Below are 16,747 nucleotides of genomic sequence, written 5' to 3'. Positions count from 1 at the left end.
TCATGCCGCCGGGCATGACCAAGGGCGGTGGGCTCAAGTGGCCTACGACGGCCCGGCTGTCCCTCAGGCCCGAGCTTCTGAAGCCCTTCGGCGTGCGAGCCATCGCCACCACGGATAGCGAAGCACCCGACGCCCCCTGAACCCGACCGCCACCGCGGCTGCGATTCACTCAAGCCGTTTCGTACACCTTCCTTACCACGCCTCCAAGGGCTCGGTGCAGCGCACGGCTTCCGCGCAGTCACCAGGAGCGGGTTTTCAGGTCGTGGGCGTCGCGGGCAACGATGATCAGTGCGCGTTCCCGGACCAGATCGTCGTGGACGCCCAGGTCACCGGGCGGGAGAAGGTCCAGCGCCCGGTCGATGGTGGCCAGGGCCTCGCCGAAGCACCGCATTTCCCGCAGGAGGCCCGCCTCCCGGAACAGTGCCACCGCATCGGTGCGCCCGCGAAACGGGGGCCGGGCCAGGATGCCCAGCATGTGCTGATGGCGCTGGGGCAGGCCGTCGCCGAGCCACAGTCCATGCAGCAGGGTGTGGAGCACCTTCACGTCGTCACCGGCGTCGGCGAGGACCTCGTCCATCATCTGCAGTCCCTGCGGTTTGGACTGGCCGAGCAGCGCGAACGCGAACAGGGCCCGGCTGAAGACATCCCAGGGGCCGCAGTGGGCGCGCATCGCCTCCTCCAGTGCGGACCGGCGGAAGTCGTAGCGCAGGGCGAGGCCGAGAAGGTGGATGCGGGTCCGTGCGGTGAACGCGTCGCCGACGCCGTCGCCGGGGATCTCCTCGGCCAGGCGGCGTCCGTCGCGCCGTGCCTGCCAGGCCACGTCGGCGCAGAACGCCGCGGACTCCTGCCAGGTGGTGCGGGCGACGCGCATCCAGTGCTCGGCCCGTGCCGTGAACACGCTGTCGGGCACGTCAGCGACGTCGACCTGGGCCACGGCCAGGACCCCCGCCCGCAGTTGCGGAATGTGCACGGCCTCCTCCAGCAAGGGCCGTACTCCGGGCGCGCGCAGCAGCTGGCGGGCCCGCTCACGCCGGGCGTGGCGGGCCGTCGGCGGATGCCGGACGAAGCCCAAGACGTCGGCAGGCAGAGTGGGCGAGGCGGGGACAACGGCGGTCATCGAGCTGCTCCTGATCGGGTTCGACGGCGGGCGACAAGGGGGCGCTCGCCTCTTCATCTGCTACAGGTGCCGCCCGCAGCCACGGTGTGACACCAAGCGCCCGGCTTTCTCGCACCGCCCCCACTCGCCAAGGGCGCCGCCCAGCCTCCCCGCATGCAATTGCACCGGGTTCCTGCTGCCGCCGCGCCCTGCTGACCAGCGTGAAGACGCCGCTGACGCTGGCGAGCAGCAACCGCCCGGCCTGCTCGACGTCTACCGTCGCCGGCATGACCGAACACACGCCGAAATCCGAAGGTCCCGGTTCCGATGTTCCGTACGAGCAGGTCGCGTTGGGGCAGGACCGGCCCCACAGTGCCCGGCTGTACGACTACTTCCTCGGCGGGAAGACGAACTACGCTGTGGACCGGGATGCCGCCCGCGACCTGATGCGGGTACTTCCCGCGATCGAGACCGTGGCCCGCGTGAACCGGGCCTACATGCGCCGCGCCGTCCGCTATGCCGCGCGCCAGGGCGTACGGCAGTTCCTGGACCTGGGGACCGGCTTCCCCGACAGTCCCCACCTGCACGAGGTCGCCCAGGACGTCGCCCGCGACTGCCGGGTCGTCTACGCCGACACCGACCCGATCGTCCTCGTCTACGGTGACGAGCTCCTGGACAGCACGCCCGAGGGCCGGACCTGCGTCATGAAGGCCGACGTCACCAGGCCCGAGGAGGTCCTGGCCGCCGTGGCCGAGCAGGACGTCCTCGATCTCGGCCGTCCCGTCGCGGTGAGCCTGCACGCCGTACTGCACCTCGTCCTCGACACCGAGCGGCCCCACGACGCCGTGAGCCGTCTCCTGGAGCAGCTCGCTCCCGGTTCATACCTCAGCGTGAGTCACTGCACCGCAGACCTCGCCCCGGACATGTGGCGTGCGGTCATCGACGTCTGCGCCCGGCACGGCATCGTCGCCCAGCCGCGCCGCCGGTCACAGATCCGCCGCTTCTTCGCCGGCCTCCAGCTCGTCGAGCCCGGTGTGGTGCCGGCACACCGCTGGCGCCCGGAAGCCGGCAGCGGCCCCGGCATCTTCAGCAACGAGCAGGTCTGCCTGTATGCGGGGATGGCACGCAAGACCTGACAACAGCGTCCCCGAGGACGTCGTCGCACGGCCCGCGTCGTGTCACCATGTGACCGGCGCTCTGCCTCGGCTCAGGGCCGCCGAACGTCTCGCCGACCGCTGCAAGGCGGTCGCGGGATCCGGCCGCCTTGTAGGAGCTGATCGTGGAGGACATGATCATCCCCGCCATGACCACTGCGAACAGCGCGGTGCAGACCGGGGAGTCGGCACCGATCGCGTCGCGCGCCGCCTCGGCGATCCGGGGTTCGACGCTAGCCACGAGGACGAAGGACCGCCCGCGCGCCGGCGAAGCCTGTTGCGCGCCGGCCGAGTTGGGCGGGCTGCACCCGGAGGGCGAAGGGCAGCAGCTGGATGGCGGCGATGGCCGGGGTCATCAGCACCAGAAGCTGCCAGACGCCGAACCGTCCGCTGATCGTCAAGGGCTCCTCTCCCCCGCCTACGACATCCGGGCGGCCGAGGTCCGGCACCAGCAGCACCATCCCCTCCGGACCGGGCCTCGGTGCGCGGCCGGTGAACGCCCCGGTGGTCCGCGCCTTCGGCCGCCCGGCCCGGTGAGCAGATCGCCGGAGGCCGTCAGCGGGAGTCGGTCATCCGGTACTCGATGGACAGGACCCTGGGCTTGCCGGCCGGGCTCATCTCAGCCAGGCCCTGGCCCTGGAACTCGTCGGTGATCACGGTGCGCCGGCTCTGGTCGTAGACGGCCTCCGCGTCGCTGGGGCCGATCTGGAAGCTGCTCATGTACTGGGGCTTGAGCATGACTTCCTGGGTGTGAGCGGTCGGGAATCCGGTGACCACTCCCCCGCCGACGAGCTTAAGCGCGTAGACAGTGGGGTGCGCCGGGTCCTGGGCGAAGTACTTCTTGGTCGTGTAAGGGGCGAGCTTGCCGTCGTTGCGCTCCTTGTAGACCTTGGTCGACTCCTTGGAGGCGTCGGTGGACGTGAACACCGACGCGGCCTTCTTCGTGCCTCCCGATTCGAAGAAGTCCTCGTACAGGCCACCTAGTTCGGACGGGGAGCGCTCGCCCACCTTCTGGGACGGCTTCGCGACCTGGGCGAGCCCGTACTTGTCGACGGCGATCTTCGGGAAGGGCTCGTCCTTGGAGGTGTAGAACGCCATCGTCATCTTGTAAGTGCCGCCGGTTTTGTCGAAGAACAGCAGCGTCTCGGGGTGGTCCCCATAGCTGGAGGTGGCCTTGACCGCGAACCAGTCGGCCGTGTCGGCGGCCGGAATGTAGTAGGTGCGGTTCTGGTAGGAGAAGCTGGTGCCGTACTCCTTCTTCTTCTTGGCCGACCATGTGGATGACTGCTTGTAATCCGCGGCGGACTGCTCGTTGAGCTGTCCGGACTCGACCGTGGCCAGCAGCTTCTCGTCCCGGGCCTTGTTGGCCCGGTTGTTGGCCGATTCGTAGGAGTCGAGCACGGCCTTGGCTGCCGCCGCCGTGATGATTCCCTGGGGCGCTGGGCTCGTGCTCGCGGTGGGCTTGCCGGTCGCGCCGGTGTCCGAACCGGCGCCGCAGGCGGTCAAGGTGAGGGCCGTACTCGCCCCCAGCGCGAACACACAGAGCCTGCGCAGACGCGGAGCAGCAGATGAGAAGTGGCGAATCACGGGAGTTTCTCCTCGGAGATCGGAGCGAGACAAGACAAGGAAGCGACGGGGCGGCTACGGGGCTGCACGCACCGGACTACGACACGGAGGGCCAGCGAAGGCCGCGGAGGCGGGGACAACGGCGGTCATCGAGCTGCTCCTGATCGGGTTCGACGGCGGGCGACAAGGGGGCGCTCGCCTCTTCATCTGCTACAGGTGCCGGTCGCGGCCGCGGTGTGACACCAAGCGGTCGGCTAATCTCGCGCTGCCCTCCACTCACCCACCAGCCCAGGCCCGTTGAGAAGCGGCAGATCTATGGCAGCAGAGCTGGAAACTGCTCAAGCCACGAGACTGCGGCCGACCCCGCGACACGGAAATCTGTGAGCCGTGCCCCGAGCGTTCATGGCGCCGCGCGGCTCGGAGCCTGTTGCGTGACGGAAGTTGTTGTGTCGGCACAACGAATGGGTGCTCGTCAGCCGCGTTCTGCGAACCCTTCGGCACAGTGGCCGTGAACATCTTGAGGGCCACCGGGCTGGCTTGTCGGCGGCCCTCAAGCTGGTGATGGCTCAGGGAGCGGCGACGCGCGATACGGAAACCTCGGCGAACACACGCCGCTCCCCAGAGCTGCGCCGTAGGTCTCGGTCCGCCACCACAACGTGCCGCCGTCCACGAGCGGGTGCACGATCAGCAGGAACCCCACTTTGGCCGCCTGGACGCGGGCGGCGTCCAAGCGGCCGTAAGTTCGAGGTGGGAAGCTGTCCGGCAGCAGGCCGCCGTCCATACCGCCGCAGAACCGGGCTCGCGGCTCCCGACTGTCGGCCAGGGCCCCCACCCGGACACCTCACCGCCAGCGACCTGGCCATCAGCCCCGGCCGGTCGCCGACACGTCGCAGGCGCCATGGGCCGTCCGCACTGATCAATACGTATCTCCCACCACTGTCGGTCCGGTTCGTCGCTGCCCACGCTTCGGCCGAGCTCGATCCGCCTCCTGACGGACGCCGGGCGGCCCCTGGTCGGGCCTCCCGGCGATGGTGTCCTCAGTGCTCAACGTTGGTCAGGTGGCGCGCGGGTCGGCGCAGGCGAGCTTCACGAAGCCCTTCTTGGCGGTCTTACCGTGGTGCCAGGTGCCGTACCAGTACGTGATGTTGTCGTTCTTGTCGAGCCACGACCCGGTGATGTGGCCGTAGTCCTTGCCCTTCTCATACACGTACATCACGTGCTTTCCCTTGCCGTTCGCCTTGGTGCGGACGTCGGCCTTCGTGCAGGTGATCTGCTGATTGAAGCTGCTGGCCGCTGACGCCTGCGGCGCGGCCGCCGAGATGCCCACACCTGCGGTGAGGGCAAGACCGAGCGCGGTCGCGGCCGTGGCACGACCCATGAGTATCTTCATCGTTCCGTCCTCGCTATTTCCTGCGCATGTCGCTCCGCGACACGGAGCAGCTCTTACCGCTCGAACGTGTGCCACGCCGAGCACTGCGTGGGCTTGTCCTTGCCCTTCACCGCGCAGACCCGCATCTTGAAGACGACACCCCGGTAGAGAGTCGGTGTCTTCCAACTGCCCTGGCCGTTCGCGAGCTTGTCCTTCACATCGACGACGAAGTACCCGTCGCGATTGGTGCGGACCTGAGTGATCGCGGAGTAGCCGTCCTTTCGAAGGTCGTTCGCATAGACGCGGCCATTGTTGGAGTTGTAGAAACCCTCGGCGCGCCCGTGCTGGGAGGTCCACCAGCCGGAGCTGTTCGCCGAAGCAGGCGTGGCGGCCAGGCCGGTCACGAGAGCGACACTCAGGGCTCCGACGACCACGCCGGCGTGGACACGCGGGTTCTTCGTCAGTGGCATGACATGCCCTCCGGGATGCACGCGCCGGCCTTGCCGTAGTCCATGCCATGGGCCAGCGCCCCCGACACCAGCAGCACCCCCGACACCACGAGAGAAATACCAAGCCTGCCAACCGCCGAAAGGCAAGCAAGCCGCGCACATATCGGCATGGTCGCGAATCCGTTCCTGTAGATGACGAAGAGGGACGACGCCACACCCACACCGCCCGATGGTGGACTGGACCTCGACTGCACCACAGCGTCCGAAGCCCTTCATCGCCCCGTTCCTGCCAGACGCACCACCAAGGAAGAAGAAGCAGGGCATAGCAACATGAAGCCCTACGGTCTCCCTACAACGGGCGCCGGACCGGACACCGATCTTCATCGCCCGGGAACCACCCAGGCCAGGCCCACCTTTTTCCGGAACCTCAACTACCTGTAGTTCGACCACAGGATCCGCGGTCACCTCTCGCCGCGAGAACACCGCACCACGCGCGGGCGGGGGGCAGGACGGGCGGGGCAGGTGAGTGCTACGCCATGTCGTGTGCGGAGCGTTGGCCTCGCCGCGCACGCCCCCGTAGCCATGGATCGAGTGCGTAAGGGGGTGCGATGCACGGGAATTCACGGGCAACGCTCCACACAGTTCGCCCTCGCCGACCATTTCTCAACGAGCCCTCGCTCCGTCGTCGCCATCCACTCGCCGTACGAGAAATCAATTTCGCGCGGCATCTGCTGAAGCAACCCCCCAACCAAGCCCAATCGAGACGATCCGTCTCGCCTGACGCCGCATCAGAATCCCACCGCCACGAAGGTCAAGGAATCGCAAAATGCCCCTTGACCTGCTAGTTTCACAAAATCACATACTTCACTCACTTACTCACTCGGGCACTCACCTCGAAGAGATATCCGCTTGAGATCGTCGTAATCGATCATTCTAGACACTCACCAAGTGGCCGAAATGGAGAATGATGAGTCGTTCCATCTTGAATTCGTTTGAATAAATGAACTGCCGATCGACGCTCGGATACGAAGAATCCAGGGAAGGAATGTTTGATCTTCTAGAAGTCAACTTGCCTGCCGGAGACACGCCCTGATGTGGCGTGACATCGACTCGCGTCTCCGTGTAAGGTCACCCGCGAGCATGAAGGGACACGCGAGCCGGGTGCAGATCAATGCATCTCATGTGAGCTAGCACGCGCGTGGTCCTCGTGGCCACCTCGCGACAGCGGAGAAGCTTTGGAAATCTACGAGTACACCGAACTGACCAGTCGACTTGAAGCCATCATCGAGTTCGATGACATGTCCGACGACGAGAAGTTGAGTGAGCTTGTCAACCAACTGCGTCCCTACCTGCGGAACGTCATTGGGGCCACGATCGGCAAGGGAGGGGAAGGTAAGACCACCCTCGCAACCAACTTGGCCTACATGCTGGCGGAGGAGCAGGCCCTGCGTGACGCTCAAGGGAAGTCGGCCAAGCCCATCCTGTACATGGAGCTCGATCACAACGGCGACGGCCGTCTGGATCTGGGGCTGGCTACCTCTTCATTCAACGACGACGGTAAGGCCCTTCGTGACGCGATCACCAACGATGGCAACCTGAAGGTTGTCAGGAACGTTCGACCGTTCCTGGATGCAACCGTCTCAGGAAAGCATTGCGCGGATATCGCTGCTCGCATCAGCAAGCTGTCTGACGCTCACTCTCTCGCCGCCTACCTGATGCTGGCTCTCCTCCTGGCGCAGATCTCGCATCTGTACCGCTGGATCGTGCTCGACTTCGCCCCTGGTGACAAGGCCATTCAGCGCACAGGGCTCGCCGCCGCGACACACCTGGTTGCTCCCATCCGGAACACCGATAACGCTGCGCTCGGGGGTCTTGGCACTCTCACTCGACTCATCCGCACCAACCGTCGTCTCAACCCTGAGGCGGAGCTCACCGCTATCGCCTTTGTGGGATTCCGGAAGGTCAAGGGCGAGCCGACTACAGAGCTCCTCAACGTCCGAGCTAAGATCGAAACGTTGATCACGGGCGCCAACATGGATCCCAGTCTGATCCTGGACGAGTACGTTCGAGATGCTCGCGCCATCGCCACCTTGTGCAGGAATCACGGTCGGCCCGCCCGTGAGTTCGCACTCGCGGCAGCAGGCCAACTTCACGATGACGAGGGCAAGTTGGTCCCCCGGCCTCGGGATGAAAACGGCCGATACGTGGATGCAGAGCAGTCGATCAAGCTCGCTGAGGACTACTCGAACCTGGCGCGAGGCGTGATCGCACGGGTTCGTCAGCGCAACAATGCGCTCCGTGAGAGTGACAACCAGATGCAGGGGGCATCATGACCAACTCGACCGCTAAGAGCAAGACCACGGAAGCGGCGAACGGCCCCAAGGCAACTGGCCGTGAAAAGAAGTCACATCTCATCGTTCCCGACATCAATCTCGGTGGCCTCGACGACGATGACGATGAGGATGACTTCCGTCCGGCCCGCGGATTCGTGCCTGCCAAGGCAGCCCCTGCGCCTACTCCGTCCGTCCCTTCACAGCAGGACGAGACTGACGCAAGGCGTGACGTGGCAACCGAATCGGCTGAGCCCGTAGCTTCCGTCGCTGCTGCTGCGACGGAAGCTACGGGCCAGTCGACGAGTTCTCACAACACCTCAGCGGCTCCTACGCACACTTCTGCTGCTCGCACCCCCTCCCCTCGAAGCGATGGCGCTGGTGACGAACAGGCGAACACCGCGGCCATCCAGCAGAGCAGGGGGGCCGAGAAGGAGCCCTCGCCTGCTGATTCCCAGGATGGAGTTCGGACTCGCTCGTCGGAACTGACCACTTGGGCCGGGCCTGGTACTGCCCCCGCCGTTCGAGGATCGGCATCGCTCTCCGGTCTTCCCGCGCGCCGGCCGGGTCGCCGCAGGACTACCGAGCCGTTCAACGCAGACCAGCCGCGTCAGCGCGGCCAAGAAGCGATGCTCGAACTCTCGCAGCAGGCACCGAACTACGCCTCTCTCCTGACCGTGTACAGCGCGTCGCAGTTGAATGCTCTTGCCTTCGAGAACCGCAACATCAACCTCTACGGGCTTGTGGCCGACCAGGTTGGCACGCAGATCACGGCTGACAAGGCACTCATCAAGACGCTCACGCTTCAGCGGCCGAAGCTCACGATCGCTCACTACGTCGACGCCGCATTGGAGCCGGTGCTGCGACCGCTCGATCCGACCGGCATCGACATGGATGCGATGGAAGAGGAGCGGGACTACGTATGGCAGCTCGCGCAGAAGGGGCTGGCTTACCGCAGGTACATCCTCAGCGATCCTGACAGCGCCAACTTGGCGAACTACAGGCCAGTGTGCTCACTCCGCGCAGACGTCAACGCACGTCTGACCCGCATGATGGATCTCATGGAGTCGATTCAGGGTCTCCAGGCGAAGCCCTTCGAGATCGTCAGCGCGTGCCTAGCCGAGTACGTAGGCAGCTTGCCGGGGGAGCGACCGCTTCTGACGGCCTTCTTCCAGAAGCACCTTGTCACGACCATTCAGTGAATTTCGGTCTGGGGCATCCGTCTCCGTCCGACCTGTCATCCTCTTCGTCTTGCCCTGGCCAGCTGCCTGGCCAGGGCAAGACGGCCTGCGACAGAGTACTGCCCTGCCTCACCACCCAATGCTAGATCTCACTACGGAGAGTAGCGATTACCTTTAATGGTCCGGTTGCCGAGTTAAAGGAAACGCGCTTCAGGGGCCGACTCGGCCAGTCAGACCCAGGCATCGAGTTCCGGTAGATCCCACTTGGTGTAGGTAAGCCGCCGTTCAGCGCCATTGATCAAATCGAGTACGTCGGTTGCCAGATAGGCCCGTGTGCCGCGCTCCACCTCCTTGACCTGCACCACACCGGCCCCAGCCAGCTCCTCGAGAGCACCAGAAGCAGCAACAAACGAGATGTTGAGCAGTGACTGTGTTGCTCGCGCAGTCACAATCGGAACCCCAGGCAGCTGTTCCATCAATCGCACGACTGCTGCTCCCTTTCGGGGCTGCCCACGACGGCCTTCGCCCTCCCTGAAGTGCACGAGCTTTGCGAACCAGGTCTTCCGCATCTGAGCCAGTTCGTCAGTGAAGCGACGAGCCTCTGCAACAGCATCCCTGGTCGCGGCCAGGAAGACTCGAATCCACGCATCTGTGCCGACCGCCGCGGATGCGCTGTCCGGCTCTCCGACGTAGCGATAGGCGTTGAGGCCGGCGATGTACTCACGGGCATGTGCCAGCAGGGACATGGAGATCGGCAGAACGTGTCCGACTGCTAGCCCTTGCCTGGCAAGGACGGTATGGATCAGGGCGCGCCCTGTGCGGCCGTTTCCGTCGTGGTACGGGTGGATCGTCTCGAACTGGGCGTGCACAAGCGCGGCTTGTACCAGGGGAAGAGGGTGGTCTTCGGAGATGAAGGCGGCGAGATCTTCCATGAGTGGAGCAACGGCCTCGGGGCCGGGCGGCACGTACTCCGCTCCCTGCGGGCCGTAGGCATTGCCACCTACCCAGTTCTGCACGGTCCGAAGGAACCCGGACGTCTCGTGTTGCTCCGTTTCCACCATCAGCGCCTCTTGCAAGCCGTTGATGTCTTCGACAGTCACGGTTTGCGCCCCCGACAATGCGGTGACGGCGCTCCGGAGAGCCAGCACGTTGTTGACCACCTCCCGTGCGCTGTCGCTGATGCCGCGGTTGGTGCGCTGGTCATCGCCCGCCTTTGTGGCGAGCATCAGCTCAAGGTGTGCAATCGCTCGCGCCGAGGCCACCACTCCCTCGATTCGCGAGGATGCCACCGCCTCGGAGCGGAGAAGGAAGCGGGCCAGAGACTCCAAATGAGGACTCGTGGGCGCCGCATTGTTGAAGGCCCGGACCAACTGATCCACTTCGGCAGCCTCTGCCGCAAGCTCGGCCGACAAACGGAGCCCGCGCCCGCAGAGCAGATCGGGCTCGTACGCGGCGAACGTCCGGGGGTGCTGCTCATCCACGCTGGCCGTCACGCCAGGCTGTGATGGCCAGCGCCGCTCCGAAAACCTTGCCACTAGACACGCTCCAAAGGTTCAGCCTCAGGCAGATCCATTTAAGGATAGTCTGTGCCCCGTGATGTTTGGTGTGATGCAAGAGGCTGTTCCGGCAAGCGGGGTTCAAGCCCTACTTGTCGGGCGTCCGCTTGCCAGCATGCCGGACTCACGATCTTCGGGTGTGCGCGAGGCGCGATGCGTCTCTGCAGGGTCAACGGCTGGACCGTCGCCACGGTCACTCGGCTGCAGTCTCCAGTCCCGGAGTGAAAGCGAAAAGGCGACCCCCTGGGTCGCCTCACTGGGCGACTTCGCCAAGTCGCCCATCGCCACTACTCGGGGCGCCACCCCGAGTCTTCTTCATGTCTGCCGCATCGAGCCGACTGCGTCGGCGTCACTTGACGGCCTGCGGTGCCACCCGCGTGCCGAACAAGGGGGAGGAGGAAGCAACGACAACCTGACCTGACCAGCCCGCCTTCAAGGCGGTACTCAACTTCACCCCCGCTGACCAGGACTTTTCCATCAAAGGGTCGAGCGGTCGGTTGTGTTGTGCCTTCACCCCTATGCAGTTCTGGAGCAGATCATAGCCGCCAGCCATAGGGCTAGTCTTCCATTGCCAAAAACTGGCGCGCGCGCGTCGCAGGAAGATAGCGCCTTTACCGACAAAAATAGTGCTAAAACACCAAAGCATCATTCGTCTGGTCTCGCCTCTCAAGCCCCGCAGCAAAGTTCACCGGTACTCGCGGGGAGCACACCGAGTGCTCCGGGGCATCCCCTGCAGTTGGGGCGTGCCATGCGAGTGCGTCTGCTCACAGCCGTTCGTGCTCTACTTGCCGACGCCCGACTCCTCAATCAGAAGGATGTCGTTCGCGTCGGCGCGCTAGTGCTGCTCGCGAAAGCAAGCTTCGGATCATGCCGTGTGGAGCTGACTGCGCGTGAACTGGCTCGCTGGCTTGGGGTCTCAGAGTCAACGATCGACCACGAGGTCCTCCGGGTACTACGCGAGATCGAGGCAGTAGCTACCCGTGTCGTCCGTGGGGTGGATGGCTTGCCCAAGGGCCTTGAGTACCGAGTGGAGTTGCTCTGGGAAGCCCGCGCCAACACGGGAGCGCCTCTAGCTCTGTCGAGGTCAGAACTGGCAACGCTTCTACGGTGCCTAGAATCCCTCTTCGCTCCGGGCTGGGGCGAGAAGTGCGCCACGCCTCCGGGACTACTAGCCGCTCGTCGAGGTAGGGGAGCGGCATCGGATCGGTTGGCGATGGTCCTCCTAGTGCTTCATGCCCGCCCTGACGGCCGAGTGCCGCTGGTGGGGGGGCCTTTGCCCAAGAAGGTCGCACGGCTTGGACGAGCCGCAGTAACGCTCGCGCGGATACTGGGCTGCGGCGTGCCAGCTGCCTCCACAGTGCTCCAACGTCTGCAGGCAACAGGGGCTGTGGCGGGCGGTTCGGACCAGTTGCGAGTGCAGCCAGTGGCGGCCGCGAACAATCGAGCAGTTCCGGTAGCTGAGAGCGTGTCCACTGCCGTCTGTGAGCAAGACACGGCCGCTTCCCAAGACAATGCCGTGCCTTGTCCTCAGTGTTCCGAACACACCAAGGCCGATGACATGCCCCTACGAGGCGAAGGCTGGGAACAACTGACTCTGGAAAACACCAACACAGGGGGAACAGAAAGCCCACCTCAAACTGCCCTCAGGGGTCAACAGATTGTTGATTCAGCGGTTTTCGCAGCTCAGGATGGCTTTGAAACGGCAGACGTCGACCCTGATGGTGCAGACTTTCACGCCCACCACGCTGTTGTGGTTGATGTTGGTGGTGAGGGTGCGGGTGATTGTGGGTTTTCCGGCTCTGCCGTCGGGGGCGAAGGTGATCTTCCGGAGTGCGTGCGTGCACGCGAGGGAGCCGTAGGTTCATCGACAGCCTCGGCCGGTGTTGGCCCCGGTGGCCCGCTGCGCGGGGAAAAGCCAGATCGGCTCTGGTCGGAGGGAGACAAGGCCAGCGGCGCTCGATGGGTGTTCCGTGGTCGGGCGTCGGTGCCGACGGACTTGGGCGAGGCGCTGGCGCCGGTTGCCTGGCTGTGGGCGAGCGTGGGGCGGTCCAGTACACGGAAGTGGCTGGCTGGCGCGGTGCGGGGTGAGGTCGGGCGGCTGCGGGGGCTGGTGGCTCCTGAGCTGGCGCAGCGGGTGCTGGGCGAGCGGCTGGAGCGGCGGCTGCGGGATCAGAGGCAGCCGGTCAAGGACGTGGTGGCCTGGCTGTTGAAGGTCGGGTTGCCGCAGCGGGCCGGTTGCTGGTCGATGCTGTGCGACGAGGGGATCCGTCTCGACACGAGGGGGGCGTGCGAGAGCTGCCAGGTGTTGATCGGGGACCGGCGCGGGCTGCGGCGGGCGGTGGCGGACCGGGTTCTTGAGGATCGGCTGTCTGGCCGGCTGGTTGTGCCGCAGAGCGAGGTGGGCCGGGAGGTCGAGCGGCGGCTGCAGGAGGCGGTGCGCGAGGAGTTGGTCCGCAGGGCTGCGGCGCGTGAGCGGGCGGTGGCGGAGCAGGCGGTGCGGGAGGCGTCGTACGAGGTCAAGCGGCAGCGGTTCGCCGAGGAGGAGTGGGCGCGGGCGGCGGCGCCGTGTGCGGACTGCGGGGTGCCGGAGGCCTGCGGGCTGTGCCTAGGGTGCACGGAGCGGCGCGGGATCGAGGCGGCCGTTGAGGACGCGGTCGCGTTCGCCCTGGTGCTGCGGTTCGACCCGGCCGACGCACCTGGGGCGCGAGCGTTGTGGCAGGACTGCGAGCGCGCGACCCGGGCGGCGCTGGAGGAGCGGCTCGTCCAGCTGCGGGAGCAGGGCGTCGACGAGGCGGCGCTGTCGTGGAACGGGTGCCGGTTGATGGAGGAGTTGCGGGACCGTCGGCGGCGGGCGGTGATCGTCCGGCTCGGGCAGCACGAGGAGGCCGAGCAGGCCGCGCGGATGGCGGCCTCGGCCCTGCGGCGCAAGCAGCACCAGCCGAACACGCCGGAGGCCCAAGAGGCCGTACGGGAAGCGGGGGAGGGGGCGCGGCGCCGTGTGGCCGAGCGGTGGCTGGATGAGCTCCTGGCCGAACTGCGCGCCGTGTGCTCGCTGGGCTGGCCGGAGGTGGCCAATCCGACGGACTGGGCACGGGTGTTGCCCGAGCTGGCGGTACGGGAGCTCTGTGAGGACGCGGCCGACCGGGTGCGGGAGCGGGTGAGTGCGGCGTGAACGAGACGTTGGAGCTGTTCTCGGGCCGGACCAGCAGGAGCTGCCGGGTGCCGAGACGTGGTTGCCGCCGGGTGTCGGCAGGCAGCGGGAAGCGGGGGCGGTGGTGTTGGGTGAGCCTTGCGCGGATGACGAGGGCGGCGCCGGGCCGTCTCACGGCCGGCCGGTCCGAAGGAAGGAGGCTGCGGTGAGTGCGGGCGACGTCGAGCCGGTGCGGGTCGCCCGTTGGTGTGCGGGACGCGGGTATCCGGTATTCCCGCTGGCTCCGGGCCGCAAGACGCCGATGCGCGGCTGTGAGCGGTGCAGCCAGCAGAGCGCCGGGTATGTGCCGCACCCGCCGCAGGAGTGCGCGTGTCTGGCGCGGGGCGGCTTGTGTCACGGCTTCTACGCCGCCACTCTGGACGCCGACTTGATCGAGCACTGGTGGGCGGTGGCCGGCCGTGGGGTGGCGGTGTCGACCGGGCCGGCCCAGCTGGTCGTCGTCGACGTCGACCGGCACAGCAGCAGTCCGCCCTCGCGTGCCGAGCAGCTTCTGCCCGGGGTGGACCTGACACCTGAGCAGGTGGCGGCGGTGAAGGACGGGCCGGACGTTCTGCGTCTCCTGGCCCGGACGCGGGGCCAGGCCGATCCGACGGATGGTGGGTTGACCATGACGGTGCGTACGCCGAGCGGTGGGCTGCACCTGTGGTTTCGTGCTCCTGCCCGTACCGCGTGGCGCGGTTCGGCCGGTGGGGATCACCAAGGCCCGGTGCTGGGCTGGCAGTTGGATGTGCGGGCCCGTGGCGGCTACATCGTGGCGCCGGGGACGCGTACCGAGGCCGGCACGTACGAGGTGGTGGGGCCGTGCCGGGAGCCGGTGCTGCTGCCGAGCTGGCTCGCCGGTGAACTGACCCGCACCGGACACCTCCTGCCCTCGGTTGCGGACCGCGTCCGGCCGGAGAGTCCAGTGCCCAACCGGGCACGGGCGGCCGCATCGGCGGCGCGGTGGGGGAGTGCCGGGCAGGATCCGGGGCGGTGGGCGGAGCGGACGGCCGTGACCGTGCTGGAGGCTGTCGCCGACTGCCGTCGCGTTCCCGAGGGCGCGGGCTGGTCGGGCATTCTCAACCGGGCCGCGTTCACCCTCGGGGGCCTGGTCGCCGGCGCTCACATAACCGAGGAAGCGGCGCACACGGCACTGCTCGACGCCGCACTTATCGCCCGGCCGACCAAGAAGGCCGTGGCCCTGGGCATCATTCGATCCGGTCTGGCCGCGGGTAAGCGGCGGGCCCTGCACCCGAAAGACGAACGATGACGACCACCGATGCGGCCGCGGCCGAGGAGACCGCACCCACCGTGCCGGCCAGCCGCGCGCCCGACTCCGATACCCCGGACGCGGCGACGCCCGGCTCCGGCGACCGCACCGCCCAGCCTCAGCCGGAACCGCTGGTCCCGCGGTCGCTGACCGACCGGGGCAACGCCGCGCTGTTCCAGCGGCTGTACGGCGAGGACTTCCGGTACGTGCCCGGGATCGGCTGGTACCGGTGGGCCGGCTACCGGTGGGCGGTCGACCTGGAGGCCCGCGCGGTCTCCGAGGCGGCGTTCGAGCTCGGCGAGAACCTCGCCACCCGAGATCCCAACGAGCGTTTCACCCGCCAGCAGCTGCGCCGGCACATCACCCGGACCCTCAACGACCAGGGCAACCAGGCCCTGATCCGGGTCGCGAAGAAGATGCCCGCCTTCGAGCTGACGTCCGAGCAGCTCGACGCCGACCCCTACGCCCTGTGCACGCCGGACGGTGTGGTCGACCTGCGCACCGGGGTGCTGCGCCCGGCCCACCCCAGCCAATTCCACACCCGGGCCGCTCTGTGCGCGCCGCGCGCCATGCCGACCCCGCTGTGGGACAAGTTCCTCACCGACACCTTCGGCCCCGGGGCCAAGGGCGCGGCCCTGACCAGCTACATGCAGCGCGTCATGGGCTACACCATCACCGGCCTCACCTCGGCGCAGATCCTGCCGTTCCTCCACGGCGAGGGCGGCAACGGCAAGAGCGTGCTGGCCGGAGTCCTGCAGCGCCTCCTCGGCGACTACGCCGACACCGCCCCGCACGACTTCCTCATGGCCAAGCCCTACTCCGACCACCCCACCGAACTCGCCGACCTCCAGGGCCGCCGCCTCATCGTGTGCAGCGAACTCAACCCCGGCGCCCGCTTCGACCAGGCCCGCATGACCCTGCTCACCGGCAGCGACCGGCTCAAGGCCCGCAAGGTCCGCCAGGACTTCTTCAGCTTCTGGCCCACCCACACCCTGTGGCTCCTGGGCAACCACCGCCCTGCGGTCCCCGCCGGAGGCCGCGGCTTCTGGCGGCGCCTGCGCCTGGTCCCCTTCGAGCACACGGTCGACGACGTCATCACCGACCTCGACGTCCTCCTCGTCGAATCCGAAGGCCCCGGCATCCTCCACTGGATCGTCCAGGGCACCCTCAAGTACCTCAACGGCAACGACCCGCACCTGACGCACTCCGACGCCGTCGCCGCCGCGACCCGCGACTACGCCCAGGCCGAGGACACCTTCGGCCGCTTCCTCTCCGACTGCTGCAAGCTCGGCGACCCGGGCGCCCTGCGCACCGAACAGCGCACCCTGCGCCTCGCCTACGAAACGTGGTGCGAGGACGAGGGCGTCGACCCCATCAAACCCCGCCACTTCGGGGAGAAGGTCCGCCTGGCCATCCACCACCCGCCCGGAACCAACCTGCCCACCTCCAACGGCCGCAAGATCTACAAGGGCATCGAACTCATCAACCCGCCCGCCGGTCTCCAGGGACCGTCATGACCGGCCCCACCGAACCCGCCGAGAACAGTCCCTGCTCACCAAAGGCCAGCTCACCCCCCACTCCCCCCC

12 protein-coding genes are annotated in these 16,747 nt (G+C 66.9%); 6 read left to right on the top strand and 6 right to left on the bottom strand.

Annotation, left to right across the window (positions count from 1 at the left end):
• Positions 1-238: 238 nt before the first annotated feature.
• Entirely contained in the window at positions 239-1,117 is an 879-nt protein-coding gene (locus tag AOK08_RS39755; protein WP_055535146.1) for a hypothetical protein, read from the bottom strand.
• A 266-nt stretch (positions 1,118-1,383) separates the two neighbouring features.
• On the opposite strand from AOK08_RS39755, the gene AOK08_RS39750 reads away from it, so the two are divergent.
• On the top strand, positions 1,384-2,232 hold the full coding sequence (locus AOK08_RS39750) for an SAM-dependent methyltransferase (protein WP_079054554.1): 849 nt from the start codon (positions 1,384-1,386) through the stop codon (positions 2,230-2,232).
• A 251-nt stretch (positions 2,233-2,483) separates the two neighbouring features.
• Here the strand turns inward: AOK08_RS39750 and AOK08_RS39745 are convergent, their stop codons facing one another.
• The 4 genes from AOK08_RS39745 to AOK08_RS39730 form a co-directional block, all read right to left on the bottom strand.
• Positions 2,484-2,651, bottom strand: a complete 168-nt coding sequence (locus tag AOK08_RS39745) for a hypothetical protein (RefSeq protein ID WP_157877007.1) — start codon at positions 2,649-2,651, stop codon at positions 2,484-2,486.
• Between the two features lie 154 nt (positions 2,652-2,805).
• Complete coding sequence (locus AOK08_RS39740) at positions 2,806-3,837, bottom strand: DUF8094 domain-containing protein (protein WP_157877006.1); 1,032 nt, start codon at positions 3,835-3,837, stop codon at positions 2,806-2,808.
• Positions 3,838-4,870: 1,033 nt separating this feature from the next.
• Positions 4,871-5,206, bottom strand: a complete 336-nt coding sequence (locus AOK08_RS39735; protein ID WP_055535140.1) for a hypothetical protein — start codon at positions 5,204-5,206, stop codon at positions 4,871-4,873.
• A 53-nt stretch (positions 5,207-5,259) separates the two neighbouring features.
• Positions 5,260-5,655: a hypothetical protein gene (locus AOK08_RS39730; protein WP_055535138.1), complete on the bottom strand. Its 396-nt coding sequence runs from the start codon at positions 5,653-5,655 to the stop codon at positions 5,260-5,262.
• Between the two features lie 1,214 nt (positions 5,656-6,869).
• Between AOK08_RS39730 and AOK08_RS39720 the strand changes: the two genes are divergently transcribed.
• Together AOK08_RS39720 and AOK08_RS46235 are read left to right on the top strand one after the other, a co-directional pair.
• Complete coding sequence (locus AOK08_RS39720; RefSeq protein WP_055535135.1) at positions 6,870-7,967, top strand: ParA family protein; 1,098 nt, start codon at positions 6,870-6,872, stop codon at positions 7,965-7,967.
• Positions 7,964-9,166 (top strand): hypothetical protein, encoded by a 1,203-nt coding sequence (locus AOK08_RS46235; RefSeq protein WP_157877005.1) that lies wholly within the window; start codon positions 7,964-7,966, stop codon positions 9,164-9,166. Before AOK08_RS39720 ends, AOK08_RS46235 begins: the two co-directional genes overlap by 4 nt.
• Positions 9,167-9,375: 209 nt before the next feature.
• On the opposite strand, the gene AOK08_RS39710 is transcribed toward AOK08_RS46235, so the two are convergent.
• Positions 9,376-10,638, bottom strand: coding sequence for a Fic family protein (locus AOK08_RS39710; protein WP_055535130.1), 1,263 nt, complete (start codon positions 10,636-10,638; stop codon positions 9,376-9,378).
• 2,047 nt (positions 10,639-12,685) lie between these two features.
• On the opposite strand from AOK08_RS39710, the gene AOK08_RS48170 reads away from it, so the two are divergent.
• The 3 genes from AOK08_RS48170 (at position 12,686) to AOK08_RS39695 (ending at position 16,678) form a co-directional block, all read left to right on the top strand.
• The gene (locus AOK08_RS48170; RefSeq protein ID WP_241827299.1) at positions 12,686-13,873 is read left to right on the top strand and encodes a hypothetical protein; all 1,188 of its coding nucleotides are present in this window, start codon (positions 12,686-12,688) and stop codon (positions 13,871-13,873) included.
• A 184-nt stretch (positions 13,874-14,057) separates the two neighbouring features.
• Positions 14,058-15,161, top strand: a complete 1,104-nt coding sequence (locus tag AOK08_RS39700; RefSeq protein WP_107101162.1) for a bifunctional DNA primase/polymerase — start codon at positions 14,058-14,060, stop codon at positions 15,159-15,161.
• Positions 15,158-16,678, top strand: a complete 1,521-nt coding sequence (locus AOK08_RS39695; protein ID WP_055535127.1) for a DNA primase family protein — start codon at positions 15,158-15,160, stop codon at positions 16,676-16,678. The genes AOK08_RS39700 and AOK08_RS39695 overlap by 4 nt, the downstream gene beginning before the upstream one ends.
• Positions 16,679-16,747: the final 69 nt, after the last annotated feature.

The sequence above is a fragment of the Streptomyces graminilatus genome (assembly GCF_001418565.1).
GTDB lineage: Bacteria > Actinomycetota > Actinomycetes > Streptomycetales > Streptomycetaceae > Streptomyces > Streptomyces graminilatus.
Note: the sequence above shows the minus strand (reverse complement) of the source record. Positions and strands in the feature narration are given on the sequence as shown.

What these genes read in the sequence shown, in the direction of transcription:
- AOK08_RS39755 (WP_055535146.1), bottom strand. Translation starts at nt 1,117, where the DNA reads ATGACCGCCGTTGTCCCCGCCTCGCCCACTCTGCCTGCCGACGTCTTG.
- AOK08_RS39750 (WP_079054554.1), top strand. Translation starts at nt 1,384, where the DNA reads ATGACCGAACACACGCCGAAATCCGAAGGTCCCGGTTCCGATGTTCCG.
- AOK08_RS46235 (WP_157877005.1), top strand. Translation starts at nt 7,964, where the DNA reads ATGACCAACTCGACCGCTAAGAGCAAGACCACGGAAGCGGCGAACGGC.
- AOK08_RS39695 (WP_055535127.1), top strand. Translation starts at nt 15,158, where the DNA reads ATGACGACCACCGATGCGGCCGCGGCCGAGGAGACCGCACCCACCGTG.
- AOK08_RS39730 (WP_055535138.1), bottom strand. Translation starts at nt 5,655, where the DNA reads ATGCCACTGACGAAGAACCCGCGTGTCCACGCCGGCGTGGTCGTCGGA.
- AOK08_RS39735 (WP_055535140.1), bottom strand. Translation starts at nt 5,206, where the DNA reads ATGAAGATACTCATGGGTCGTGCCACGGCCGCGACCGCGCTCGGTCTT.